Origin of the sequence: Kitasatospora sp. NPDC094028 (assembly GCF_049543595.1) — a bacterium.
Lineage (GTDB): Bacteria > Actinomycetota > Actinomycetes > Streptomycetales > Streptomycetaceae > Kitasatospora.
Map to the genome: position 1 here is coordinate 97228 of NZ_JBMVFA010000017.1, position 23340 is coordinate 120567.

Annotated in this window: 25 protein-coding genes; 17 read left to right on the forward strand and 8 right to left on the reverse strand. The window is 75.4% G+C overall.

Features of this window, described 5'->3' with window-relative positions; all coding sequences use genetic code 11:
* The first annotated feature begins 26 nt into the window (after nt 1-26).
* From ACPC54_RS24580 to ACPC54_RS24595, 4 genes are all read left to right on the forward strand, one after another.
* Nucleotides 27-641 carry an acyl-CoA-like ligand-binding transcription factor gene (locus ACPC54_RS24580; RefSeq protein WP_498967705.1) on the forward strand — a complete coding sequence of 205 codons (615 nt, stop codon included), beginning with the start codon at nt 27-29 and terminating at the stop codon, nt 639-641.
* Between the two features lie 28 nt (nt 642-669).
* Nucleotides 670-2226: an FAD-dependent monooxygenase gene (locus tag ACPC54_RS24585; protein WP_498967707.1), complete on the forward strand. Its 1557-nt coding sequence runs from the start codon at nt 670-672 to the stop codon at nt 2224-2226.
* Between the two features lie 124 nt (nt 2227-2350).
* On the forward strand, nt 2351-3007 hold the full coding sequence (locus tag ACPC54_RS24590) for an NADPH-dependent F420 reductase (RefSeq protein WP_498967708.1): 657 nt from the start codon (nt 2351-2353) through the stop codon (nt 3005-3007).
* A gap of 90 nt (nt 3008-3097) precedes the next feature.
* Entirely contained in the window at nt 3098-3529 is a 432-nt protein-coding gene (locus ACPC54_RS24595; RefSeq protein WP_498967710.1) for a YchJ family protein, read from the forward strand.
* Nucleotides 3530-3595: 66 nt separating this feature from the next.
* Here ACPC54_RS24595 and ACPC54_RS24600 read toward each other — a convergent pair whose 3' ends face one another.
* The gene (locus tag ACPC54_RS24600) at nt 3596-4627 is read right to left on the reverse strand and encodes a polysaccharide deacetylase family protein (protein ID WP_498967712.1); all 1032 of its coding nucleotides are present in this window, start codon (nt 4625-4627) and stop codon (nt 3596-3598) included.
* 223 nt (nt 4628-4850) lie between these two features.
* On the opposite strand from ACPC54_RS24600, the gene ACPC54_RS24605 reads away from it, so the two are divergent.
* Nucleotides 4851-5381, forward strand: coding sequence for a GNAT family N-acetyltransferase (locus tag ACPC54_RS24605; protein ID WP_498967714.1), 531 nt, complete (start codon nt 4851-4853; stop codon nt 5379-5381).
* A 62-nt stretch (nt 5382-5443) separates the two neighbouring features.
* On the opposite strand, the gene ACPC54_RS24610 is transcribed toward ACPC54_RS24605, so the two are convergent.
* On the reverse strand, nt 5444-6346 hold the full coding sequence (locus tag ACPC54_RS24610) for a carbohydrate kinase family protein (RefSeq protein ID WP_498967716.1): 903 nt from the start codon (nt 6344-6346) through the stop codon (nt 5444-5446).
* A gap of 341 nt (nt 6347-6687) precedes the next feature.
* On the opposite strand from ACPC54_RS24610, the gene ACPC54_RS24615 reads away from it, so the two are divergent.
* The 5 genes from ACPC54_RS24615 (at nt 6688) to ACPC54_RS24635 (ending at nt 10715) form a co-directional block, all read left to right on the forward strand.
* The gene (locus ACPC54_RS24615; RefSeq protein ID WP_498967718.1) at nt 6688-8226 is read left to right on the forward strand and encodes a M1 family metallopeptidase; all 1539 of its coding nucleotides are present in this window, start codon (nt 6688-6690) and stop codon (nt 8224-8226) included.
* Between the two features lie 301 nt (nt 8227-8527).
* Complete coding sequence (locus tag ACPC54_RS24620; protein ID WP_498967720.1) at nt 8528-9049, forward strand: SigE family RNA polymerase sigma factor; 522 nt, start codon at nt 8528-8530, stop codon at nt 9047-9049.
* On the forward strand, nt 9036-9809 hold the full coding sequence (locus ACPC54_RS24625) for a hypothetical protein (RefSeq protein ID WP_498967722.1): 774 nt from the start codon (nt 9036-9038) through the stop codon (nt 9807-9809). The genes ACPC54_RS24620 and ACPC54_RS24625 overlap by 14 nt, the downstream gene beginning before the upstream one ends.
* Nucleotides 9810-9938: 129 nt before the next feature.
* Nucleotides 9939-10397, forward strand: coding sequence for a nuclear transport factor 2 family protein (locus ACPC54_RS24630; RefSeq protein WP_498967723.1), 459 nt, complete (start codon nt 9939-9941; stop codon nt 10395-10397).
* 81 nt (nt 10398-10478) lie between these two features.
* On the forward strand, nt 10479-10715 hold the full coding sequence (locus tag ACPC54_RS24635) for a hypothetical protein (protein WP_498967725.1): 237 nt from the start codon (nt 10479-10481) through the stop codon (nt 10713-10715).
* A gap of 68 nt (nt 10716-10783) precedes the next feature.
* On the opposite strand, the gene ACPC54_RS24640 is transcribed toward ACPC54_RS24635, so the two are convergent.
* Both ACPC54_RS24640 and ACPC54_RS24645 read right to left on the reverse strand, forming a co-directional pair.
* Complete coding sequence (locus tag ACPC54_RS24640) at nt 10784-12433, reverse strand: sigma-70 family RNA polymerase sigma factor (RefSeq protein ID WP_498967726.1); 1650 nt, start codon at nt 12431-12433, stop codon at nt 10784-10786.
* Between the two features lie 179 nt (nt 12434-12612).
* The gene (locus tag ACPC54_RS24645) at nt 12613-13608 is read right to left on the reverse strand and encodes a CAP domain-containing protein (protein ID WP_498967728.1); all 996 of its coding nucleotides are present in this window, start codon (nt 13606-13608) and stop codon (nt 12613-12615) included.
* A gap of 520 nt (nt 13609-14128) precedes the next feature.
* Between ACPC54_RS24645 and ACPC54_RS24650 the strand changes: the two genes are divergently transcribed.
* Complete coding sequence (locus tag ACPC54_RS24650) at nt 14129-16210, forward strand: HelD family protein (RefSeq protein WP_498967729.1); 2082 nt, start codon at nt 14129-14131, stop codon at nt 16208-16210.
* On the opposite strand, the gene ACPC54_RS24655 is transcribed toward ACPC54_RS24650, so the two are convergent.
* Entirely contained in the window at nt 16191-16469 is a 279-nt protein-coding gene (locus ACPC54_RS24655; protein ID WP_498967798.1) for a mycothiol transferase, read from the reverse strand. The genes ACPC54_RS24650 and ACPC54_RS24655 overlap by 20 nt on opposite strands.
* Here ACPC54_RS24655 and ACPC54_RS24660 point away from each other — a divergent pair.
* The 5 genes from ACPC54_RS24660 to ACPC54_RS24680 all read left to right on the forward strand — a co-directional run bounded on the left by ACPC54_RS24660 (nt 16468) and on the right by ACPC54_RS24680 (nt 20590).
* Nucleotides 16468-18027 (forward strand): ATP-dependent DNA ligase, encoded by a 1560-nt coding sequence (locus ACPC54_RS24660; RefSeq protein ID WP_498967731.1) that lies wholly within the window; start codon nt 16468-16470, stop codon nt 18025-18027. The two genes, ACPC54_RS24655 and ACPC54_RS24660, sit on opposite strands and share 2 nt — an antisense overlap.
* Nucleotides 18028-18232: 205 nt before the next feature.
* Nucleotides 18233-18457 carry a ferredoxin gene (locus ACPC54_RS24665; protein WP_498967732.1) on the forward strand — a complete coding sequence of 75 codons (225 nt, stop codon included), beginning with the start codon at nt 18233-18235 and terminating at the stop codon, nt 18455-18457.
* A 175-nt stretch (nt 18458-18632) separates the two neighbouring features.
* Nucleotides 18633-19853, forward strand: a complete 1221-nt coding sequence (locus ACPC54_RS24670) for a cytochrome P450 (protein ID WP_498967733.1) — start codon at nt 18633-18635, stop codon at nt 19851-19853.
* 132 nt (nt 19854-19985) lie between these two features.
* Entirely contained in the window at nt 19986-20150 is a 165-nt protein-coding gene (locus tag ACPC54_RS24675) for a hypothetical protein (RefSeq protein ID WP_369185071.1), read from the forward strand.
* A gap of 101 nt (nt 20151-20251) precedes the next feature.
* Nucleotides 20252-20590, forward strand: coding sequence for a hypothetical protein (locus ACPC54_RS24680; RefSeq protein WP_498967734.1), 339 nt, complete (start codon nt 20252-20254; stop codon nt 20588-20590).
* A gap of 52 nt (nt 20591-20642) precedes the next feature.
* On the opposite strand, the gene ACPC54_RS24685 is transcribed toward ACPC54_RS24680, so the two are convergent.
* Entirely contained in the window at nt 20643-20879 is a 237-nt protein-coding gene (locus ACPC54_RS24685) for a DUF6296 family protein (protein ID WP_498967735.1), read from the reverse strand.
* A gap of 71 nt (nt 20880-20950) precedes the next feature.
* Nucleotides 20951-21223 carry a DUF2277 domain-containing protein gene (locus ACPC54_RS24690; protein ID WP_498967736.1) on the reverse strand — a complete coding sequence of 91 codons (273 nt, stop codon included), beginning with the start codon at nt 21221-21223 and terminating at the stop codon, nt 20951-20953.
* A gap of 165 nt (nt 21224-21388) precedes the next feature.
* Here ACPC54_RS24690 and ACPC54_RS24695 point away from each other — a divergent pair, with 165 nt between their 5' ends.
* Entirely contained in the window at nt 21389-22588 is a 1200-nt protein-coding gene (locus tag ACPC54_RS24695; protein WP_498967737.1) for an MFS transporter, read from the forward strand.
* On the opposite strand, the gene ACPC54_RS24700 is transcribed toward ACPC54_RS24695, so the two are convergent.
* Entirely contained in the window at nt 22585-23106 is a 522-nt protein-coding gene (locus ACPC54_RS24700) for a gamma carbonic anhydrase family protein (protein ID WP_498967738.1), read from the reverse strand. The two genes, ACPC54_RS24695 and ACPC54_RS24700, sit on opposite strands and share 4 nt — an antisense overlap.
* Between the last annotated feature and the right edge of the window lie 234 nt (nt 23107-23340).

A 23340-nucleotide genomic window follows, 5' to 3' on the forward strand; every position in this document is an offset into this window, starting at 1 on the left:
CGCAACTTTGCGGCGAGAGTGGGCACATGACGAAGGGGCAGCCCGGACTGCGGGAGAAGAAGAAGGCCGCGACGCGGGACGCGATCAGCTGGGCCGCACTGTGCCTGGCCGTCGAGCGGGGGCTGGAGAACGTACGGGTGGAGGACATCGCGGCCAGGGCCGGGGTGTCACCGCGCACCTACAACAACTACTACTCCAGCAAGGCCGAGGCGATCGTCTCCCGGCAGCACGACCGGATCGGGCAGGCCGCGGAGGAACTGCGCGCCCGCCCGGCCGGGGAGCCACTGTGGGAGGCGCTCACCCACGCCCTGCTCGCGCGGTTCGAGGGCGCGACCGAGGAGCCGGACCCGAACTGGACCGCGGCCGTGCGACTGCTGCTGCGCGAGCCGTCGCTGCAGGCCGAACTGACCCGCGGCGCGGTGGTGGCCCGGACCGGGCTCGCGGCCGCGGTGGCCGCCCGGACCGGGACCGACGCCACCCGCGACCTCTACCCGAAGCTGGTCGCCGCGGTGGCGCTGGCCGCGCTCCAGACCGCCGACGACCAGTACCTCGCCGCCGACCCCGTGGTGCCGTACAAGCCGCTGCTCACCGACGCGCTGCGGCAGCTGGCAGCCGGGCTGCCGGACCCCTCGTCGCACTGAACTCACCGTCCCTGAGGGGGGATTCGAGATGACCGACTCCGAACTGAGCACCGACGTCGTGATCGCGGGTGCGGGCCCGGTCGGCCTGATGCTGGCCTGCGAACTCGCCCTGGCCGGCGTCCGGCCGGTGGTGCTGGACCGCCTCACCGAGCGCTCCACCGAACAGAAGGCCAACGGGCTGGCCGGCCAGGTGGTCCGACTGCTCGACCGGCGCGGCCTGTACGAGCCGCTCGGCGGCACCGGCACGCCGCAGCCCGTACCCCGCTTCGTCTTCGGCGCCTTCCCGCTCGACCTGCGGGAGGTCGCGGACAACGCCCTGTACACCCTGCTCGCCCCGCAGCACCGGATCGAGACGGTGCTCGAACAGCGCGCCCGCGAACTCGGCGTCGAGATCCGCCAGGGCTGCGAGGTGACCGGCTTCACCGACGAGCCGGACGGCGTCACCGTCCGGTACCGGGGCCCGGACGGCGAGCGCCGGCTGCGCACCCGCTACCTGGTCGGCGCCGACGGCGGGCGCAGCACCGTCCGCAAGCTCGCCGGGATCGGCTTCCCCGGCGTCACCGCCCCCGACCCGGTCTCGCTGACCACGCACACGGTCCTGCCCGACACCGTCCGCACCACCGGGACCGGCGCGGCCCTGCTGCCCGGCTGCCCGACGCCGATCGCCCCGTTCACCCACACCCGCACCGAGCACGGCGTGGTCGTCCTCGCCCCGATCAGCCCGGACGCCTGCATCCTCGCCACCATGGAGTGGGGCCGCCCGGCCGCCGACGAGAACACGCCGGCCACCCTGGACGAGCTCCGGGCCAGCCTGCTCCGGGTGACCGGCGCCGACCTGGAGCTCACCCCGGCCCCCGCGCCCCACCCGCAGGGCGTGCGCCGGCAGGCCGGCCACAACACCCGGCTCGCCGACCGCTACCGCCAGGGCCGCGTACTGCTGGTCGGCGACGCGGCGCACGTGCACGCCGCCGTCGGCGGACCGGGCCTCAACCTCGGTCTCCAGGACGCCGCCAACCTCGGCTGGAAGCTGGCCGCCGACGTCCGGGGCTGGGCACCGGACGGCCTGCTCGACAGCTACCACGACGAGCGGTACCCGATCGGGGAGCGGGTGTACATGCACACCCAGGCCCAGATGGCGCTGATGTCCCCCGGCCCCGGGATCACCGCGATCCGCGCGCTGTTCGGCGAACTGCTCGCCCACCCGGACAACCTCGGCCGGATCGCCTCGCTGATGGCCGGCGGCGACGTCCGCTACGCCGTCGACTGCGCCCACCCGCTGGCCGGCCGCTTCGCCCCGGACCTCACCCTCCGGACTTCGGAAGGAGCCGCCCGCCTAGCCGAACTCAGCCGCGGCGCAAGGCCGTTGCTGCTCGACCTGACGGGCGGCGGGCTCGGCCTCGCGGACCGCGCGGCCGGCTGGAAGGACCGGGTGGACACCCTCGCGGCCGACTGCCCCGAGGCGCCGGCCGGCGCCCTGCTGGTACGCCCGGACGGGTACGTCGCCTGGGCCTGCGACGCCGGCGCGCCGGACCCGGACGGGCTGGAGCGGGCGCTGCGCACCTGGTTCGGCGCACCCCGCGCCTGAGCCCCCGCCGCCGAGGGGGCGGACACGCGCCCCGGGCACACGGCGCCACTGACGCACGGTCAACTATCGTCGTCGCCGTCCCGCCCCACCGGGGGCGGGCCTCCACGGACGAGACGGGGAAACTGTGCGCATCGGAATCATCGGCACGGGCATGGTCGGGCAGACCCTGGGGAGCAAGCTGGTCGAGCTCGGCCACCAGGTGATGCTGGGATCGCGGACCAAGGACAACGAGAAGGGGCTCGCCTGGGCCGAACAGGCCGGCCCGGACGGGCGCACCGGCACCTTCGCCGAGGCGGCGGCCTTCGGCGAAGTGGTGCTGAACGCCACCGGCGGCACCGTCTCGCTGGCGGCGCTGCGCGCGGCCGGGGCCGAACACCTCGGCGGCAAGCTGCTGATCGACCTCGCCAACCCGCTGGTCTTCGGGGCCGACGGGCAGGTGACGCTCGACCCGGCGAACACCGACAGCATCGGCGAGCAGATCCAGCGCGAGTTCCCCGAGGCGAAGGTGGTGAAGGCGCTCAACACGGTGAACTGCGCCCTGATGGTGGCCCCCGACCGGCTGGCCGGCGAGCACCAGCTGTTCATCGCCGGGAACGACGCGGACGCCAAGGCCGAGACCGTCGCGCTGCTCGGCGGGTTCGGCTGGCCGGCCGAGTGGATCATCGACCTCGGGGACATCACGGCCGCCCGCGCGACCGAGATGATGATGCCGCTCTGGCTCCGGCTGATGGGGACGCTCGGCACCGCCGAGTTCAACTACCGCATCCAACGGGCGAAGTGACCCGACCGGGCCCGCCCCTGCGCGCGCACGCCGCCGCGGCGGGGCGGGCCCGGCGCGTCCGCCCGCGGCCGTTGGGGGAGAATGGGCCGCATGTCCCGACGCCGCTCCGCGCCCCGCCCCGCCGCCCTCCGGCTGCTGCCCTCCTCCCCCTGCCCGTGCGGCCTGTCCGCCGGCTACGGCGACTGCTGCGGCCGGTTCCACCGGGGCACGTCCGCCGCCACCACCGCCGAGGCGCTGATGCGCTCGCGGTACAGCGCCTTCGTCGCCCAGGACGAGGCGTACCTGCTGCGTACCTGGCACCCGGACACCCGGCCCGCCGAGGTGGACTTCGACCCGGGCCTGCGCTGGACCGGCCTGGAGGTGGTCTCCACCTCGGACGGCGGCGCGTTCCACGCCGAGGGGACGGTCGCGTTCCGGGCGAGCTGGACACAGGGCGGCGAGGAGGGCGTGCTCACCGAGCACAGCCGCTTCGTCCGGCACGAGGGCGCCTGGGTGTACCTCGACGCCCTCTCGATCGGCTGATCCGCACCGCGTCCCGCCGCGGGTGGCTCCGGGGAGCTCCAAGGAGATCCCGGGAGCTCACCGGGACTACATGTAGTCGTCCAGCCGGCCCAGCGAGAAGCCGGCCGCGGTGACGTCGTTGAGCACCTTGCGGAGCAGGTCCGGCATGGTGGCCTTCCAGATGTCGATGCCCCGGAAGTGGGTCAGGATGATGTCTCCCGGGTGCAGCTCCCGGTCGTCGTAGCGGTAGTCCATGTGGTCCGGGAAGGCCTCCTCGTTCCACATCGGCACCGCCTGCACGCCGCAGGAGGCCGCCGCGCGCAGCGTGTCGTCGTTGTACTCACCGTACGGCGGCCGGAACAGCCGGGGGCGCACACCGATCTGCTGCTCCAGCTGGTCCTGCTGGCGGCAGATCTCGCCGCGCTGGGTCTCGTAGTCGAGGACCTTCAGGTTGCGGTGGTTGATGGTGTGGTTGTTGATCTCCACACCCTGGGCGTGCAGGTCGCGGAAGTAGCCGTAGTTCTCGCGGGCGAGGTAGTCGGAGACGAAGGCGCTGAGCGGGATGCCCAGTTCCTCGGCCATCCGGTTGAACTCCGGGTCCTTCTCCCAGCCGTCGTCGACGGTCAGGAAGACCACCTTGTCGTCGGTCGGCACGCGGTAGACCACGGGCGGGAGGCCGTCCTTGACCTTGACGCCGGTCATCGGGGTCAGGGCCGCCCTGGTCGCCGGGCGCTGCGGGGCCTTGATCGGCGGGCGTTCCAGGCCCCAGCGCTGCGCGGTCTCGAAGGCCGCCCGGACGGCCGCCTCCTGACGGGCCGCCGCCTCGCTGCTGGTCTCCTCCTCCTTGCGGGCGAGGCCGGGCAGTTGCGGCGGCGCGGCGTTGGCGGTGGCGGCGCTGCCCTCGGCGTTCTCCGCCTTCGCGGCGTTCGCGGCGCTGGCGGCCTTCGCGGCGTTCGCGGCGTTCGCGGCGGCGTTGGCGGCGGCCGCGCCTTCGGGGGCGGGCCGGGCGGGGCCGGTGGGCCCGGCGCAGCCGGCCACGACGGCGGCGAGGCAGACGGTGGCGAGCAGGCCGGTGCGGGCCGTGCGCCGACCCTGCCGGGTCCGCTGACTCCCCCTCAAACCCCCATTAATCCGACAATCCGATGGTCTGATCATAAGGGCACTGCTCCCCCGTGCTGTGCCCCCGTCAATCCTTCCGTCACCCGTGCGGGGCAACGACGCGCCGAACGCCTTGCCGTTCCTTTGCCGTGGTCCGGCCGCCCGGCCCGATTCCGACCCCGCCGTCGACCGGGTGTGCGAAACCCGATTGCGCCCGGACCGCGCCGAACCGGATCATGCGCGCATGACGAACACCGCGCCCCGCCGCCCCGACCTCTGGACCGTCACCCCGGCCGACGTGAACTCCCCCGAGGCCCTGCAGCTCCTGCGCGAGTACTACTACGACGTGGCCAACCGCTACTACCGCCTCCACTTCGACCGCGAGTGCACCACCGAGGAGCTGGAGACCGGGCTCGCCGGCTCCGGCAGCACGGACCTCGCGCCACCGACCGGCGTCTTCCTGATCGGCCGCTACGACGGCACCCCGCACTCCTGCGCCGGCCTGCGCCTGAGCGAGGACGGCACCGCCGAGCTGACCCGCGTCTTCGTCCGCCCGGACGTCCGCGGCACCGGCGGCGGCAGCCGCCTGATGGCCGCCGTCGACCGGGCCGCCCTGGACCTCGGCGCCCGCCGGATCGTCCTCGACACCCGCCTCGACCTGGTCGAGGCCCGCGCCCTCTACACCCGTACCGGCTACCGCGAGATCCCCGCCTACAGCGACGGCCCGTACGCCGAGGTCTGGTACGGCAAGGAGCTCACCTGCCCTGCCCGGTAGGGGCGTTGCCCCGACGCCGGACAGCGCCGAGGGCCACCGGGCGCCCGCGCCCGAGTAGTCGGCTAGCCGGCCAGGGCCGCCGCGAGCTCGGCGGCCGAGGGCGGGTTGGCGCCGGGGCGGGAGACGGTGAGGGCGGCGGCCGTCACAGCGCGGGTCAGGCAGCCGGGGAGCTCGACCCCGGCGGCTCGGGCGTCCAGGAACGCGGCCGTGAAGGAGTCCCCGGCGCCGACCGTGTCGGCCACCGGCACCGGCACGGCGGCCGCCCGGACGTACCCGCCCTCGGCGGTCAGCGCGAAGGCGCCCTCGGCACCCAGGGTGACCGCGACCACGGCCGGCCCGAGGCCGAGCCACCGCTCGGCGACCGCCTCCGGCCGCTCGCCCGGGTACAGCCAGGCCAGGTCCTCGTCGCTCGCCTTGACCACATCGCTCAGCGCCACGCACCGCTCCACCCGCCGGACGGCCTCGGCCCGCTCACCCATCAGCGCGGGGCGCACGTTGGGGTCGTAGCTGACCGGCGCCCGGCCGCGCCAGCGTTCCACCAGCGCGAGCACCGCCGCCGCGCCCGGCTCGGCGACCGCGCCGATCGAGCCCAGGTGGATCGCGGCGGGCGCCTCGGCGGGCTCGGTCGGCTCGATCAGCCCGGTCGGCGGGAGCGTCCAGCCGATGTCGAAGGTGTACTCGGCCCGCCCGAGGCCGTCCAGCCGCACCACGGCCGAGGCCGTCCGCGCCGCCTCGGCCGCCCGGACCACCACCCCGGCCGACTCCAGGTGCGCGCGGATCAGCCGCCCGTGGGCGTCCGGGCCGAGCTCGGTGAGCAGCGTGGCGGGGCGGCCGAGGCGGGCCAGGCCGTAGGCGACGTTCGCCGGGCTGCCGCCGGGATGCACCCGGTCCGGGGCGCCGTCGGTGCGGACGATGTCGGCGACGCACTCGCCGATCACCAGAACGGGCGATTCGGGGCTGGTCACGGGCGGGCTCCTGGCATCCGTACGGGGCGTCGTCTCGGCCGCCAGCCTACGCGGGGGCGTCCGGCGCCGGGCCCGGCAGGGCGCACGAGCACGGCCGGGCGACGGCCGGGCGCACGAGTACGGCCGCCGGATCTGGCCAGGAGCTCCGGCGGCCGTGGCCCCGTCCGTCAGGGGACGAAGCACTTCCGAGACTAGGCGGGCCCCGGCCGCTCCGCCAGCACGCTGGGCCGTCCGGGGGAGCCGCCACGTGTCGTCGACGGACCGTCGGGAACTCCGCCCGGCCCGGCCCGCCGGTCCGCTATCGTCCGACTGCCGACGACTCCCGGAATGCGGTGATCGCCTTGCCCCGCCCCCGTGCCGCCCTCGCCCTGTCGCTCGTGCTCGGCGCGGCCCTGCTGTCCGCCGGCACCCCGGTGGCCACCGCCGCGGACGGCCTGGGCGACCCCGTCTTCCCCGCCCTCGGCAACCCCGGCTACCAGGCGCTCGCCTACGAGCTGGCCTTCGACTACCGCGCCGACAGCCGTACCGTGCGCGCCGACGCCACCGTCACCGCCCGGCTCACCCGCACCCTCGCCGAACTGCGGCTAGACGCGCTCGGGTTGGACGTCCGATCGGTGCGCGTGGACGGGCGGCCGGCCCGGTTCAGCACCCGTGACGAGAAGCTGGTCGTCACCCCGGAGCGACCGCTGCAGCGCGGCAGCACCGCCCGGCTGAGCGTCGAGTACACCGCCGATCCGCGCGCCGCGCTCCCGCACACCGCCTGGGTGCCGACCCCGGACGGCTTCGCGGTCGCCGGCCAGCCGGACGTCGCGCACACCGTCTTCCCCTGCAACGACCACCCCAGCCAGAAGGCCCGCTTCACCGTCGCCGTCACCGCGCCCGACGACCTGCTGGGCGTCGCCACCGGCGAGTTGACGGCCACCGAGCACCACGACGACGGCCGCACCACCCGCCGGTACGCCTCCCGCGAACCGCTGGCCACCGAACTGCTGCAGGTCTCGGTCGGCCGGTACACCGTCCGCGAGCGCACCGGCCCGCACGGCCTGCCGCTGCGCGACGTCGTCCCGACCGCGCGCGCCGCCGAGCTCGAACCCGCGCTCGCCCTCACCCCCGACCAGCTCGCCTGGGCCGAACAGCGCCTCGGACCGTTCCCGTTCGAGACCTACGGCATCCTGCCCGCCGACACCGACGACCCGGCCGCGTTCCGCTTCACCGGCCTGGAGACCCAGACCCTCACCCTCTACAAGCCCGGCTTCCTGCGCCAGCCCGAGCCCGCCATCGGCTCGCACATGATGCACGAACTGGTCCACTCCTGGTTCGGCGACAGCGTCTCCCCCGCCACCTGGGCCGACCTCTGGCTCAACGAGGGCCACGCCGACTTCTACGGTCTGATGTACCGCTACGAGCGCGGCTGGCCCGACACCTCCGGCCACACCACGCTCGCCGACCGGATGCGCGAGGTCTACGGCCAGGGCGACCAGTGGCGCCACGACTCCGGACCGGTCGCCGCCCCCACCGCCGCCGACCTCTTCGGCGACCAGCGCTACCTCGGCGGCGCGCTGGTGCTGTACGCGCTGCGCGAGAAGGTCGGCGCCGAGACCTTCGACCGGATCGAGCGCACCTTCCTGCGCGAGCACCGCCACGGCGTCGCCACCACCCGGGACTACGAGCGCACCGCCTCCGAGGTGTCGGGGCAGGACCTGGACGGCTTCCTCGACGACTGGCTGTACGGGCGGCGCACCCCACCGATGCCGGGGCACCCGGACTGGCCGGTCGCGCCGGTGGGCGCGGGGCCCGCCGACGCCCGGGCCGGGTCCGGTGAGGCACAGGGGTCCGCTGGGACCAGGTCCGGGACGGCGCAGGGGTCCGGGACGCTCTGACGGCGCCGCCGCGGCCGGCGCCGTACGCCCCGGCGCGCCGCTCCGCTTCCGGGCGCCCGTCCGCACGCCTGGCCGGGCCCCGTCCGGGCGGCCATCGTGGTGCCCACGGCCCGCCCGCCGCCCGGCCGAGTCCCGGCCGGCGCGCGGGCCGTCCAGCGCCCGCGCGGATTCCCCGCCCGGGCAGGCAACCCGGACCGCCCCCCACCGCGTTCACCAGCTGTGAGAGCTTCACCGACGACGCGGCCCACCCGGCCGCCACGGCTGACAGGAACGGCACGGACACCATGGCAGGAACGGCGGGATGAGCGACGCGACACCGGACTTCACCGAGTTCGTCGCCGCTTGCGGCCCGAAGATGCTGCGCGTGGCCTGGCTGCTGACCGGCGACCAGCACCAGGCGGAGGACCTGCTGCAGACCGCCCTCGCCAAGCTATGGCCGCGCTGGGGGCGGCTCGCCCTCGACCGGCCCGAGGCGTACCTGCGCAAGGTGATCGTCACCTCGCACGTCTCCTGGTGGCGCCGCCGCTGGACCGGGGAACTGCCGCACGGCGACCTGCCGGAGCCGCCGACGGACCCCGACCCGTACGAGGGGGTGGTGCTCGGCCAGGTCGTCGCCGAGGCCGTCCGGGCGCTGCCGCCGCGCCAACGGGCCGTCGTGGTGCTGCGGTTCTTCGAGGACCTGAGCGTCGAGGAGACCGCCGACGTGCTGCGCTGCTCGACCGGCACCGTCAAGAGCCAGACGCACCGCGCGCTCGCCGCCCTGCGCGGACGGCTGCCGGACCGCGAGCTGCTGCTCACCGGGGGGCGTCGTGAACCCGTCTGACTTCGTACACCTGCCGGAAGCCGGTGATACGCCTGAACAACCGTGGGAGGAACGGGAGCTGCGCGGCCTGCTGCAGCGGGCCGTCCCCCCGCTGGCGACGCCGGACGACCGGGTGCAGCGGGTGCTCGCACGGGCCGACCGGACGCGGGCCCGACGACGGCGGGCCGGACTCGCGGGCGGGCTGGGCAGCGGCCTGCTCGCGGCGGTGCTGGCCGCCGCGCCCGCCCTCGCGCCGGCGCCCGGGCCCGACTCGGCCGCCGGTCAGGGGCCGGCCGCGCGCACGCCGGCCGCCACCGTCTCGCCCCCCGCGCCGGAGGCCTCGCCGATCCGGTTCCCCCTGTACGGCCTCGTGGGGAACCTCCCGCCGGACTGGTATGCCCGGACCTTCGCCACCAACCCCCGGGACGGCGCCGCGCACCTGGCCAACCTGCCCTTCGACCCGAACACCGGCTGCAAGGCCGCGGACCTCTCCTGCCTGCCGACCGGGCCGCTCCCGATCGACGGTGTCGTGGTCACACTGCGCCTCGGTGTCCCGCCGGACAGCAGCACGGGCGGCACCGCCTCGCCGGCCGTCCTGGCCGCCGTCGTGCCCGGCAAGGAGTGCGGCGCCCGGGGCGGCAACCGCGAACTCCTCGGCCACCGCCAGGTCGCCGCCAACGGGGGGCTGATGCGCATCGACCTGACGGCCTGCCTCCGGGATCCGTCCGACCGGACGCTCGCCCAGGTGCAGCAGGTCATCGACTCGATCCGGAGCCCGTAGCGGGCGGGCGGTCGGCGGGCGGTCGGTCGGCGGGTGGCGGCGGACGGCGCCGGGCTCGATTGTCAGGGGGTGCTGCTAGCGTCCCGAGCACGATCGAGGAACGGTCGTCGCACGAACGGGGGTTCTGTCATGGGTGTCGAACTGCTCGCGGAAGGCGGGCCTCGGACGGCCGGCGTCGAGGTGTACGACCGGTGGACGGCGCTGTGGAACGGCGCGTTGGGTCTCGCCGAGGAGATCATGGCGCCCGAGTTCACGCTGCGGTACGCGCAGCCGGGGTCGGACGCCTTCGACGAGGTGCGTACGCCCGCGCAGTTGGCGGAGCTGATCGGGCAGTGGCGCGCGGCGCGGCCGGGAATCCGGTTCGAGGTCGACGGCGTCCCGGTGGTGGACGTCGCGGTGGACGCCGGCGCCGACGCCCCGGCGGTGTCCGGGCTGGTCGCCAGGCCGTACCTGGCGAGCGTCCCGGACGGCGAGGGCGGGACGACGGCGCTGAGCGGCACGGACATCCTGCGGCTGTCCGGCGGGCTGATAGCCGAGGTCTGGTCGGTCTCCCCCGGCCCCGGTGGGCGGACGTTCTACCGGGCCTGACGCGGCGTCCCCGCGCGCTGATTCGCGTCGGATTCGGCGGCACTCCGTAACCCGGGTGGCGGAGCGCTCGTTGGACCGGCCATGAAGAAGCGCAGCATGCTCGCCGTCGCCTCGCTCGCCGTCGGCGTCCTGGCCTCCCTGACCGCCCCCTCCGCGCACGCCAGTGCGGTCGGGGGCCAGGAGGGCCTGCCCGGGCCGCTGTCCAGCGCCCCCGACGTGGTGCCCGGGCAGGTCGGGGACGCCGGCGGGGTGGTCGGCCACGCCACCGGCTACGTCACCGGCTCGGCGGACGGGCTGGTCGGGGTCACCCCTGCCTAGGTGTTCCGACCCGTGAGGTCGGGGACGCGGCCGGCGGGTGGCGGCCGGCGGGTGGCTTGTGGCACCGCTCAGGACTGCGGGGCGCCGAGGTCCTGGGTCCAGTAGGTGCCGGACGGGGTGGTCGCGACGCCGACGCCGACGTCCTTGAAGCCACAGTCGAGCATGTTGCTCTGGTGGATGCCGCCGTCCATCCAGTGGGAGAAGACGACGGCGGGGGCGCTCGGGCCCCGGTCGAGGTTCTCGCCCCACTGGGACCAGCGGTAGCCGGCGGCGGTGATCCGGGCGTCGGCCCGGGCGCCATCGGGGTTGACGTGGTCGAAGAAGCCCCGGGCCACCATGTCGTCGGTGTGCTTCTGGGCGGCGGAGTGCAGCCGGGGGTCGATCCGCAGCGGGGCGCAACCGGCCTTCGCGCGCTCGGCGTTGACCAGGTCGACCAACTGGCGCTCCGGACTGGGTGCCGGTGGGGTGCTCGGCCGGGCGCTGACCGTCGAAACGGTCGGCGTGGGGGTCGGCGTGGCCGTGGGAGTGGGCGTGGGTTCCGGTGTCGGGGTCACGACCGGGGCGGGTGCGGTGGAGACCGGAACGGCGAGGGTGGTCGGGGCGGTGTCCGGGGCGGTCGGCGCGGGCGGCGCGCTCCTCGGCGGTTCCTCGTGCTGCTCGTGCCGCGGCCAGACCAGCGCGAGGGTGGTGACGGCCAGGACGGCCGCGGCGCTGCCGGCCAGCACGGCCTTCCGGGCCGCGGTGCCCGTCCAGCCGCCGTGGCCGCCGTGGCCTCCGGTCGCGCCGCCCGTGTTCCCCGCGCCGCTGCCGCTACCGGTGCCACTGCCGGTTCCGGTGCCGCCCGGGGCAGGCGCGGGCGGCGCGGTGGGCGCGCCAGGCGTTGCGGCGGCGGCCGCCGCGGTCTGCTGGAGCTGCAGCAGACTCGGCGGGTTCAGCGGGATCGGCACCAGGGCGAGTCCGGCCAGCAGCCCCTCGGCCGGGAAGAGGTCGCGGCCCAGACCGTCGCAGTCGGCGCAGCCGCGGATGTGGCGGGCGATCCGCTTGCGCCACACCGAGTTCGGGGTGCCGTCGAACCCGGCGGTGACCTCGGCGAGTTCCGGGCAGCGAGGGTAGGCGCTCAGCGCCCGGACCACGATCCGCCCGGCCTCCAGTTGCTTCTTCATCCGCTGCACGCGGACGGCGGTGTGCTGCGGGGTCAGGTCGAGGGCCTCGGCGAGTTCGGTGCGGGTGAGTTCGCCGGAGGCCTCCATCCACCACAGGGAGAGCAGTTCGCGGTCGTCCGGGTCGAGCCACCGGGTGGCCTCGGCGACCTCCCGCCGCTGACCGGACAGACCCAGGCGCAGGATGGTCAGGTCGGTGAAGTCGCCCCGGGGGTCGGCGAGTTCCCAGGACTCGTCGAGGCCCCCGACCGTGGGCTGCTGCTGGCCGGCGGCGTGCCGGCGGCGGATCTGGTTCATGGTGATCGCGATCAGCCAGGACCGGAACGACCCCGGGTCGCGCAGCCCGTCCAGGCCGTCCAGGGCGCGGATCATGGTCTCCTGGGCGACGTCGTCGACGTCGGCGTGGCCGTCGAGGGCACGGCCCGCCACGTTGTAGACGAGCGGCAGCCAGGTGGCGACCAGCGCCTCCTGGGCCTGCCGGTCGCCGCCCTGGGCCTCGCGGACCAGGGTGGTCCCGGTCTCGCTCCGCAAGTCCCTGCCGTGCACGTCAGCGTTCATGGTCCGCACTCCGTCTTGCCGTCTATCCGTCCGCCGCTGCCTCCTGGGAGACCCGTGGAGAGTGATCAGATAACAACAATGTGGACCGAATCGGAAAATCGGCTCGGATGGGCCGGTCGGACCGGCACCTCGGACCGGCACCTCGGACCGGTGCCTCGGACCGGCGGATCGGCGCCCGCTCAGGACGGCGTGGCGAACACCTGCGTCCACCACGGGCCGTCCGCGCCGGTCCGCACGCCCACCCCGAGCTGCTTGAACGCGCAGTTCAGGATGTTCGCGCGGTGGCCGGGGCTGTTCATCCAGGCGTCCATCACGGCGGCCGGGTCCTTCTGGCCCCGGGCGATGTTCTCGCCCCAGGTGCTCCAGCGGTAGCCGGTCGCCTCGATCCGGTGGTCGGCGTGGTAGCCCTCGGGGCTGGCGTGGTCGAAGTAGTTCCGGTCGGCCATGTCGTCGCTGTGCGACTGGGACGCGCTGGCCAGCCGCGAGTCGGCGGTGACCGGCCCGCAGCCCGCCTTCGACCGCTCGACGTTCACCAGGTCCACCACCTGCTGGGCGTAGCCCGACGCCGGGCCTCCGCCCGCGCTGCCCGAGCCCCCGCCCGAACTCCCGCCCGTGCCGGCGGCGGCACCGCCGGCCGTGCGCTGGGCCGCGCCCGGGGTGCCGGTCGCGGCGGCCCTGGCGGCGGTCGGGGCGGCCTTGGCGGAGGCCGTGGCGGTGGCGGTCGCGGTCGCGGTGGGCGTCGCGGTGGCGGTGGCCGTGGGGGACGGCGTCGCCGTGGCGGTCGGGGTGTCCGTCGCGGTCGGGGTCCCGGTCGGGCTGCCCGCCGCCGGCACCGCCCGCGTCACTCCCCCGGCGCCGGGCACCTGGATGCCGTCGTGCGTGCCGAGCTCGGCGGATATCAGGCTGTCCGCGGCCACCGACTGCCCGGCGATGTCCCGGTCCGTCTGCTTCCCCCCGTACGCCGCGTACCCGGCCCCGGCCAGCGCCGCCAGCAGACCCGTACCCGCGACCGCCGCGACCGCCGCCGTCACGGGCGTCAGCGCGCCACGCCGCCGCGACCGCCGCCCCCGGCCCGCGTGCCGCTGGGCCGCACGGCGCGCGGCCCGGCCGCCGGAGCCGCTGTCGGCACCGCTGCCGCTCGCCGGGAGGATGGTCGTCCTGTCGTCGCTGTTCACCTGGTCACGCTTTCTGTCCGGGCCGGCCGATCGGGTGCCGACACCCAGGAGACCCGTGGGCCGGAGGGCGATAACAAAAACTCCGAACGAATGTCCGCCACCTCCCGCCAGCACCTCCTGCCTGCACCTCCGGCCTGCACCTCCGGCCAGCACCTCCGGCCGCCCCATCGGGCCGCCTCCTGGGAGAACGGCTCCGACCGACCGAGGTGGCGCCCCGCCACCCGTCCGGCAGCCCGGGGAGCGCGAGGCCGCTCGCCCGGCCGGGCAGCGGCCCGCTGAACCTCGACCGCCCGTTTCCGGGCGCGGCACAGCCTCGCCGGCAACCGAGGCCGGACTCTCCTGAGGCATACCGGAATCGATGACGCAAATTGCCGATATGCGGATCGGCGGAATGCGGGAAAACACCCATCGCCCGGCCGTCCCGGATTCATTCACAGGGACATGGCGCCGGCAAGTAAGTCAAGACTTACCTTTCGGGAAAGCGGACCGTAGGGTGTGGTGCGAATCGAAGGAGCCCCTGTTGCACAACGTGAACGATCTCGCTGCGCGCGCGGTTGACTCGGAGCGGGATTATGTGTCCTCCCTGTACGAGGTACTCGCCGAGCGGCTTTCCGAAGCACGGGTACAGCGAGCGGATTTGCTGAGGGCCCCGGCGGAAAGCGCCGGTGAGGCATACGAGCGGGAAATCGCCGCCGAGCGGCTGGCCAAGGAAATCGGTCGACTGGAGGGCGCCGAAAATGGGCTGGTCTTCGGACGCATCGACTGGACGGACGGTACGGCCCTGCGCATCGGGCGGATCGGACTGCAGACGGAGGAGGACGACCTTCCCCTGCTCGTGGATTGGCGCGCGAAAGCGGCGCGGCCCTTCTACGAGGCGACGCCCGTCCACCCGATGGGTCTGCGGCGGCGCCGGCACCTGCGCGTCGAGGAGCGCACGGTCGTCTCGGTGAGCGACGAACTGCTGGACGGGACCGCCCCGACCGACGACGACGTCGTGGGGGACGGCCCGTTGACCGAGGCCCTGTCGGCGCGGCGCACGGGCAGGATGCACGCGGCCGTCGCGACGCTGCAGGCCGAGCAGGACGAGATCGTCCGCTCCGCCCACCGCGGGGTGACCGTGGTGCAGGGCGGGCCCGGCACCGGCAAGACGGTGGTCGCCCTGCACCGGGCGGCCTACGTCCTGTACGCGTTCCCGCGCGCCGCGGAGGAAGGCGTCCTGGTGCTGGGCCCGAACGCCCGGTTCCTCGACTACATCTCCCAGGTCCTTCCCTCACTCGGCGAGAACGACGTCGTCCTGGCGACCTGCCGGGACCTGGCCGGGGTGTCCCCGGAGGCGGTGGACCCGTTCGACACGGCGCGCCTCAAGGGCGGCTCCGACCTCGCCGACGCCCTGGCCGGCCTGCTGCGCGGTCACCAGGCCCCGGCCGGCGACTTCACCGTGCGGGTCGGACGGGACCTGGTCCACCTCTCCGGCGCGGAGGTCGCCACGGCACGCGACGCCGCGCTGGCGGCCGTACCGGGGCACAACCCCGCGCGCCGGGTGTTCAAGGAGCTCCTGGTCGACGCCGTCACCGACGCGATGCAACGGGACATGGGCGACCTCCTGGAGCAGATCGACGCCGATGCCGAGCTGATGACGGGCATCGACCTCGACCGGTTCACCGGAACCGCCCGGCGCCGTGCCGAGGGCGCGGCCGACCCGGGCCCGGCCCACGAACTGGACCTGGACGCCATCCGGGCCGACCTCCTCGACGACGCCGGCGTCGACCGGGCGGTCGAGGTGCTGTGGCCGCGGCTGGTACCCGGCGACCTCGTGCGGGCGCTCCTGACGGACGCCGACGCCCTGGCCGAGCACCTGCCCGGCCTGACCGCGCCGGAGCGGTCCCTCCTGCTGCGCGGCCCGGCGGAACCGTGGACCGATGCCGATGTGCCGCTGCTGGACGAGGCGGCGAGCCTGCTCGACGGCCCTCCGGAGCGGACGTACGGGCACGTCGTCGTCGACGAGGCGCAGGAACTGACCGCCATGCAGTGGCGGATGATCGTCCGCCGCTGCCCGGCGCGGGCGATGACGCTGGTGGGCGACTTCGCCCAGGCGGGCCCGGTCGCGACGGCGCGCGGCTGGCAGGAAGCCCTGAGCCCCCACGTCGGGCCGCGGTTCAAGCTGCACGACCTGACCGTCAGCTACCGCACCACGCAGGAGATCCTGGAGAGCGTCCGGGGCCTGCTCGCGCGGATCGCGCCGGACCAGAAACCCACCCGGTCACTGCGCAGCGGCGCGAGCCCGCGCACCGTGACCACACCCGCGGACGGGTCGGTGACCGCCGTCCTCCGGGAGCTCCGCGCCCAGGCCGCCGCGCACCCGGGCGAGCTGCTGGGCGTGGTCTGCGCGGACAGCAGGGTGGGCGAGCTGACGGCCCGGGGAGTCGCCGAGCACGCGCGCGTCGTGCCGGCGTCCGAAGCACGCGGCCTGGAGTTCGACGGGGTCGTCGTCGTGGACCCCGACGAGATCATCGCGGCCCGACCGGGTGGGGACCGGGACTTGTACGTGGCCCTGACCCGGGCCACCAAGCGCCTCTGCACCGTCACCGTCCGGCCCGCCTGACGGCCGCTTCGGCGGCTCGCTCGATCCTCGCGCGCCGGGCCTCCCGGAGGGCCGCGTCGTGCCGCGCAACCGCGCGCAGGGCCGTCGTCCCGGTCGAGCCGTCGACCTGTTCGCGCAGGATGTCGGCGTGTCCCGCGTGCCGGCCGGTCTCGGTGAGCATGTGGACCATGACGTCGACCCACCGGGCGGCCGGCCGCGGGGCGCGCCCGGCTCGGGCTCGCGGTGCGGGGGCGGGGGTGGTCGTCGATGCTGGTGGGATGGAGCTGAGCGGCCCGAGCGGGTTGCGGCGGGTGGCGCTGGTGTCGCGGGCGGTCGCCGGTGAGTCGGGCCGGCGGGCGAAGACCGCGCTGCTGGCGCAGTGCCTGCGGGAGTTGGGGCCGGAGGAGGGGCCGGCGGCGGTGGCGCTGCTGTCCGGGGAGGCTCAGCGGTTGCGGACCGGGGTGGGGCCGGCGGGGTTGCGGGACCTGCCGGGGCCGGCGGCGGAGGCGTCGCTCGGGGTGCGGGAGGTGGAGCGGGAGCTGGAGCGGATCACCGGGGTGCACGGCGCGGGGGCGCGGGCGGAGCGGCGGCGGTTGCTGGTGGGCCTGTTCGCGCGGGCGACGGCGGTGGAGCAGGAGTTCCTGCGGGCGGTGCTGGTGGGGGATCTGCGGCAGGGGGCGCTGGACGCGCTGGTCGGGGAGGCGGTGGCGCAGGCGGCCGGGGTGCCGGTGGCGGCGGTGCGGCGGGCGTTGATGTTCCGGGGGTCGGCGCGCGCGGTGGCCCGGGCGGCGCTGGCGGGCGGGGAATCGGCGCTGGCGGCGTTCCGGTTGGAGGTGGGCCGTCCGGTGCGGCCGATGTTGGCGGCTTCCGCACCCGACGTGGGTTCGGCGTTGGAACGGACGGGCCCGGCCGCGCTGGAGTGGAAGCTGGACGGTGTCCGGGTGCAAGTGCACCGGGACGGCGGCGAGGTGGCGGTGTTCACCCGCGGCCTGGAGGACGTCACCGGGCGGGTCCCGGAGGTGGCGGAGGCGGCGTCGGCCCTGCCGTTGCGGTCGGCGGTGCTGGACGGCGAGGCGATCGCGCTCGGCCCGGACGGGCGGCCGCGCCCGTTCCAGGAGACCGCGGCGCGCGCCGCCTCCCGCCGGGACCCGGACCGGCTGCGGGCCGAAGTCCCGCTCAGCGTCCGCTTCTTCGACCTGCTGCACCGGGACGGCGCGGACCTGGTGGACCGTCCGGGCCGGGAGCGCTGGGCCGCACTGGCGGAGGCCGTGCCGCCGGGCCTGCGGGTGGGGCGCACCGAGACGGGGGACCGCGAGCGGGCGTCGGCGTTCTTCCGGGAGGCGCTGGCGCTCGGCCACGAGGGCGTGCTGGTGAAGGACCAGTCGGCCGGGTACGCGGCGGGGCGGCGCGGCGCGGGCTGGATCAAGGTGAAGCCGCGGCACACGCTGGACCTGGTGGTGCTGGCCGCCGAGTGGGGCAGCGGGCGGCGGCGCGGGTTCCTGAGCAATCTGCACCTGGGAGCGCGGGCGGCGGGCGAGCCGGGGCTCGGCCCGTGGGTGATGCTGGGCAAGACCTTCAAGGGGCTGACCGACGAGACGCTGGCCTGGCAGACGGCGGAGCTGCTGGCCCGCGAGACGGGCCGCGACGACTGGACGGTGCGGGTACGGCCGGAGCTGGTGGTGGAGATCGCCTTCGACGGTGTCCAGCGCAGCCCGCGCTACCCGGCCGGGCTGGCGCTGCGCTTCGCCCGGGTGGTGCGCTACCGGCCGGACAAGGGCGCGGCCGAGGCGGACACCGTGGCCACCGTCCGGGAGATCGCGGCCGCCGAGGGGCTGTGAGCCGCCACCCGGCGCAGTGGCGTCAAGTCAAATCCCCGGCCCGCCCGTCCACTTCGGACCGGGACGAATCGGCCATTCTCGACGATCCCGCCAACACGCCGTCCGGGGACGGAATATCGGCGCCGAGGTTGGCTACAAAGTTGGTAATGACAACGAGACGCGGCCGCCGGGCTGTCGGCGCCGCACTGTCGAGAGGAACCCACCCGTGCAGGTCAAGGTCGACCGGGAGCTGTGCTGCAGCTCCGGCATGTGCGTCACCAACTCCCCCGAGATCTTCGACCAGGACGACCGCGACGGACTGGTGATGCTGCGTCAATCCACCTTCCGGTCCGATCAGTTCGCCGGACTGAGGCTGGCGGCCGACCTGTGCCCGGGTGGCGCCATCAGTGTCGTCGAGGACGAGGACACCGCACGGGTGAGCACCGCGTGAGCGCTGCGCGAGCACCGCGTGACCACCACCTGGGCAGAACCTGAGCACTCCCCGGGCAACGCCTGAGCAACCGTCCGCCCCGCGCCCGCAACTCCCGTCCCCCGGCCCGCACCATCCGTCCCCCGTTCCACCGACCACCCACTCCGAGGACCCCGCCGACCAAGGAGGCCCCACCGTGACCACCACCCCCGCACCCGCCCGCCCGGCCGTCCCGATGCCGTCCCCGCACTCCGCCCGCTGCCCCTTCGACCCGCCCCCCGCCTACCTGGAGGCGGCCGCGACCGGCCCCCTCACCCGCGCCGAACTGCCCGGCGGCGACACCTGCTGGCTGGTCACCGGCTACGCCGAGGTCCGCGCCGTCCTGTCCGACCACCGCTTCAGCGCCGACATCCGCCACCCGGCGCTCCCGCTGCTGCTGCCCGGGCGGCGCGAGATCCTCGCCGCCAACCCGACCTTCCTGCGCCTCGACGACCCCGAGCACGCCCGGCTGCGCCGCATGGTCGCCGGCGACTTCCTGGTCAAGCGGATCGAGGCACTGCGCCCGGGCATCCAGCAGATCGTCGACACCGCCCTCGACCGGATGACCGAAGGCCGCGACTCGGCCGACCTGTTCGCCGAGTTCGCACTGCCCGTCCCCTCCCTGGTGATCTGCCTGCTGCTCGGCGTCCCGTACGAGGACCGCGAGCACTTCCAGCGGCTCAGCCGCACGCTCCTCAGCAGCCACAGCGCGGTACCGGACGTCGCCGCCGCGCAGCAGGAACTGCTGGACTACCTGGGCGACCTGGCCGCCCACAAGCGGGAGCAGCCGGAGGACGACATCCTCAGCCGGCTCGCCGCCCGGGACGACCTCACCCCGCGCCAGGCCGCCCGGACCGGCCTCCTGCTGCTGATCGCCGGGCACGAGACCACCGCGAACATGATCGCCCTGTCCACCGCGCTGCTGCTCGGCCGGCCCGAGCAGATCGCCCGGCTCGCCGACCCGGCCGCGCTGCCCGGGGCCGTCGAGGAACTGCTGCGCCACCTCACCATCGTGCACAGCGGGCTGCCCCGGGTGGCACTGGAGGACGTCGAGCTGGCCGGCACCGTGATCCGGGCCGGCGAGGGCGTGCTCGCGCTGCTCTCCACGGCCAACCGGGACGCGGCGGTCTTCGGCGGCCCCGACCGGAGGCCGCTCGACGAGGTCGACCTCGGCCGCGACGCCCGCCGGCACCTGGCCTTCGGCTTCGGCGTGCACCAGTGCCTGGGCCAGCCGCTGGCCCGGGCCGAGCTGCAGATCGCGCTCGCCGCGCTGTTCCGGCGGCTGCCCGGGCTGCGGCTCGCCGTGCCCGCCGAGGAGCTGGAGTTCCGTGCCGACACGCTGATCCACGGCATGCCGTCACTGCCCGTCGCGTGGTGACCGGCCCGGGCACACCGCACCCGGCTGGCCGGGGCGGCGGGGCGGAGGCAGGCTTGAGGGGCACAGAGGAACCGGCCCCGCCGTGCCCGCGTTCGGGCGCCCACGGGACCGGCCGAGGAGACGGAGCCCGCGATGACCGACATGAGCGGACGGTTCGAGCCGAGCACCGACCGCGACGAGGACGTCCGCGCCGCCGACCCGGAGGAGGGCATCACCTCGATGCAGAACCTGCACGCACAGGACACCTCCCAGGCCGAGGGCGAGGACATGCTGGAGGAACCCGGCCGAAACGGCTGAGGTTCGCCGAGACCACGACCGCCCGGGCCCGACCGGGCGGTCGCCGCGACCGCGGGTGCCGCCGCCCTGGCCGGGGCGCACCGGCGAGGAAGGACTGGCGAATGACCGAACACGACCAGAGCGGCCGGCAGGCCCGGCCCCCGGCGGACCCGCGCACCTCGTGGGCGACCTGGACCACCCAATCGATCATCAGCGGCCCCGGCGGAGTGACCACCGCCGAGGTCGGACCCATCTCGGGCGACCTCACCGTGCACACCACCTGGGTGGACGGCGAGACCCGGCTCACCGTCCAGTACACCGGCGCCCTGGACTGGTACACCGTGGCCGGCAGCCCGGTGCCGGCCGCCGACGAGACCACCGCGCGGGCGATCCACCAGGCGATGGTGAACGGCGTCAAGGCCGGCGGGGGCGCCACCGCACCGGCGCCGCCGGCCGGCTGAGCGGTCCGCATCGGCCCCGGGGGCGTCCCTCGGCTCGGGGCGCCCCCGGCCCTCAGGGCAGCGGGTGCGCGTGGACCGGCAGGTGCGGGCTCTGGTGGCCGCCGCTGGCCAGCATCCGCACCTCGCCCGCGTCGCTGATCTCGGCCCGGACGATGCCGCTCTCGTCCTCGTAGACGGGGTGGCCGCCCGGGCCGTTCGCGCTGGTGCGCACCACCACGACCACGTCCTGCGGGGCCTGGGTGCCGGGGGTGCCGGGGAAGGTGAGCGCGTAGCGGTCGACTGGTCCCATCACTGGCCTCCTGGTCCCTGCTTCCTCGGTCCCCCGGCTCCCGGCCTCCCGCATCCAGCGGGCTCGCGCGCCTAGCGGGCCGCGACCTCCACCACGACCGGCTCGGCGACGACCGGCCCGACCGTCGCCCCGGTGTGCGAGCCGCGCACCTCCAGCTCGCCGAGCAGCCGGGCGGTGGCCTCGGTGACCGCCGCCACGGCCCGGTCGAAGGCCTCCCGGTTGTGCGCCGCCGGAGCGCGGAAACCGGAGACCTTCCGCACGTACTGCAGCGCGGCGGCGTGGAAGTCCTCCTCGTCGGCGTCCGGCGTGACGGGCGGTCGCAGTGTCTTGATGTTGCGGCACATGACCCCAGTCTCGCGCGCGGACGCCGCGCAGGCGACCCCCTCCCGTGACATCCGTTTCACAAGGGCGTCATCCGGGCGGATTAGGATGCCGGTCGAACCAATTCCCACCCGCCCCGCGCGCCCTGACGCGCGCCCCCGGCGCGGGCAGCACCCCGGAGCACCGCCTTGCCTCTCGCGCTGGTCGCGCTGGCCGTCACCGCATTCGCCATCGGCACCACCGAATTCGCCGCCATGGGGCTGCTCCCCCAGGTCGCCGACAGCCTGCACGTCTCGATCCCGCAGGCCGGCTGGCTGATCTCCGCCTACGCGCTGGGGGTGGTGCTCGGCGCGCCGCTGCTCACCGCGCTGGCCGCCGGGCGGCCGCGCAAGGCGGTGCTGGTGGCACTGGCCGGCCTGTTCGCCACCGGGAACCTGCTGTGCGCGCTCGCCCCCGACTTCTGGACGCTGGCGGCCGCGCGGCTGGTCACCGGGCTTCCGCACGGCGCCTTCTTCGGGGCCGGCGCGGTGGCCGCGGCCGAACTGGTGACGCCCGACCGGCGGGCCCGGGCGGTGGCCGTGATGTTCTCCGGGCTGACCGTCGCCAACATCGTCGGCGTCCCGGCCGCCACCCTGCTCGGCCAGTACCTGGGCTGGCGGGCCACCATGCTCGTGGTGGTGCTGATCGCCGCCGCCGGGACGCTCGCCATCGCCCGGCTGGTGCCGGCACTGCCCTCCCCCGGCCACACCGGGCTCCGCCACGAGCTGCGGACCTTCCGCAGCGGGCAGCTGTGGCTGGCACTGGCCACCGTGGTCTTCGGCTGCGGCGGCATGTTCGCCTGCTACAGCTACATCGCGCCACTGCTCACCGAGGTCTCCGGCTACGCCACCGCCTCGGTGACCGTGGTGCTGGCGCTCTTCGGGGTCGGCATGACGATCGGCAACGTGCTCGGCGGGTTCGCCGCCGACCGGGCGTTGCGCCCGACCGTCTGTGTGTCCTTCGTGCTGCTCTCCGCCACCCTCGCGCTGTTCGCGGTGACCGCCCACGCCCGCTGGTCGGCGGCCGTCACGGTGGTGCTGATCGGGCTGTTCGGCTTCGCGATCGTCCCGGCCGTGCAGACGCTGGTGATGCGGAAGGCGCGCAGCGCGCCGACGCTGGCCTCGGCCACCGTGCAGGGCGCGTTCAACCTGGCGAACGCGCAGGGGGCGTACTTCGGCGGGCTGGCGCTGGACGCCGGGCTCGGCTGGACGGCCCCGACGCTGGTGGGCGCGGGCCTGGCCGCCTCGGGCGCACTGATCGCGGTACTCGCCTGGGCGGCCGACCGGCGCCGGCCCGCCGTACCCGCGGTGCGGGAGGCCGAGCCGGCCGTCCTGGCGCCGTCGCTCTAGAACGCCGCCCGGTGGGCCTCGGCGAGCAGCAGGTAGCCCTCACCGTTGGCCTTGATGCCGGCCTTCTCCTCCTCGGTCAGCTCACGGCGGACCTTGGCCGGGACGCCGGCGACCAGCGAACCGGGCGGCACGACCGTGCCCTGCGGGACGACGGCGCCGGCCGCGATCAGCGAACCGGTGCCGATCCGTGCGCCGTTGAGCACGGTGGCGCTCATCCCGACCAGCACGTCGTCCTCGACCGTGCAGCCGTGCAGCACCGCGTTGTGGCCGACCGTGATCCGCTCGCCGACCACCAGCGGGAAGCCCGGGTCGGCGTGCAGGCTGCAGTTGTCCTGGATGTTGCTGCCCGCGCCGACCGTGATCGGCCCCGCGTCGGCGCGCAGCACCGCGCCGTACCAGACGCTCGCCCCGGCGCCGATGGTCACGTCGCCGACCACCACGGCGTTCGGTGCGACGAAGGCGCTCGGGTCGACGCTGGGCACCAGGCCCCCGACGCCGGCGATCAGCGGTTCTGCCATGGTCTCGTCCTCCTGCTGACGGTGTGCCGTACCTGTCGCCGGCCAGCGTAGGGGCGGCGTCACGGCGCCGTCCGGGAGGGGTGCGGCCCCGGCCCGCGGCCGGCGCCGGAGCGGGGGCACGTCGACCGTGCGGGCGGCGGTGGGGCTCCCCCATGGCCGCGGGGGGGGGCCCCCCCCCCCCGCCGGGGCCGCCCCCCCCCCCCCCGGGGCCCCCGGGGGGGGGGGGGGGGGGGG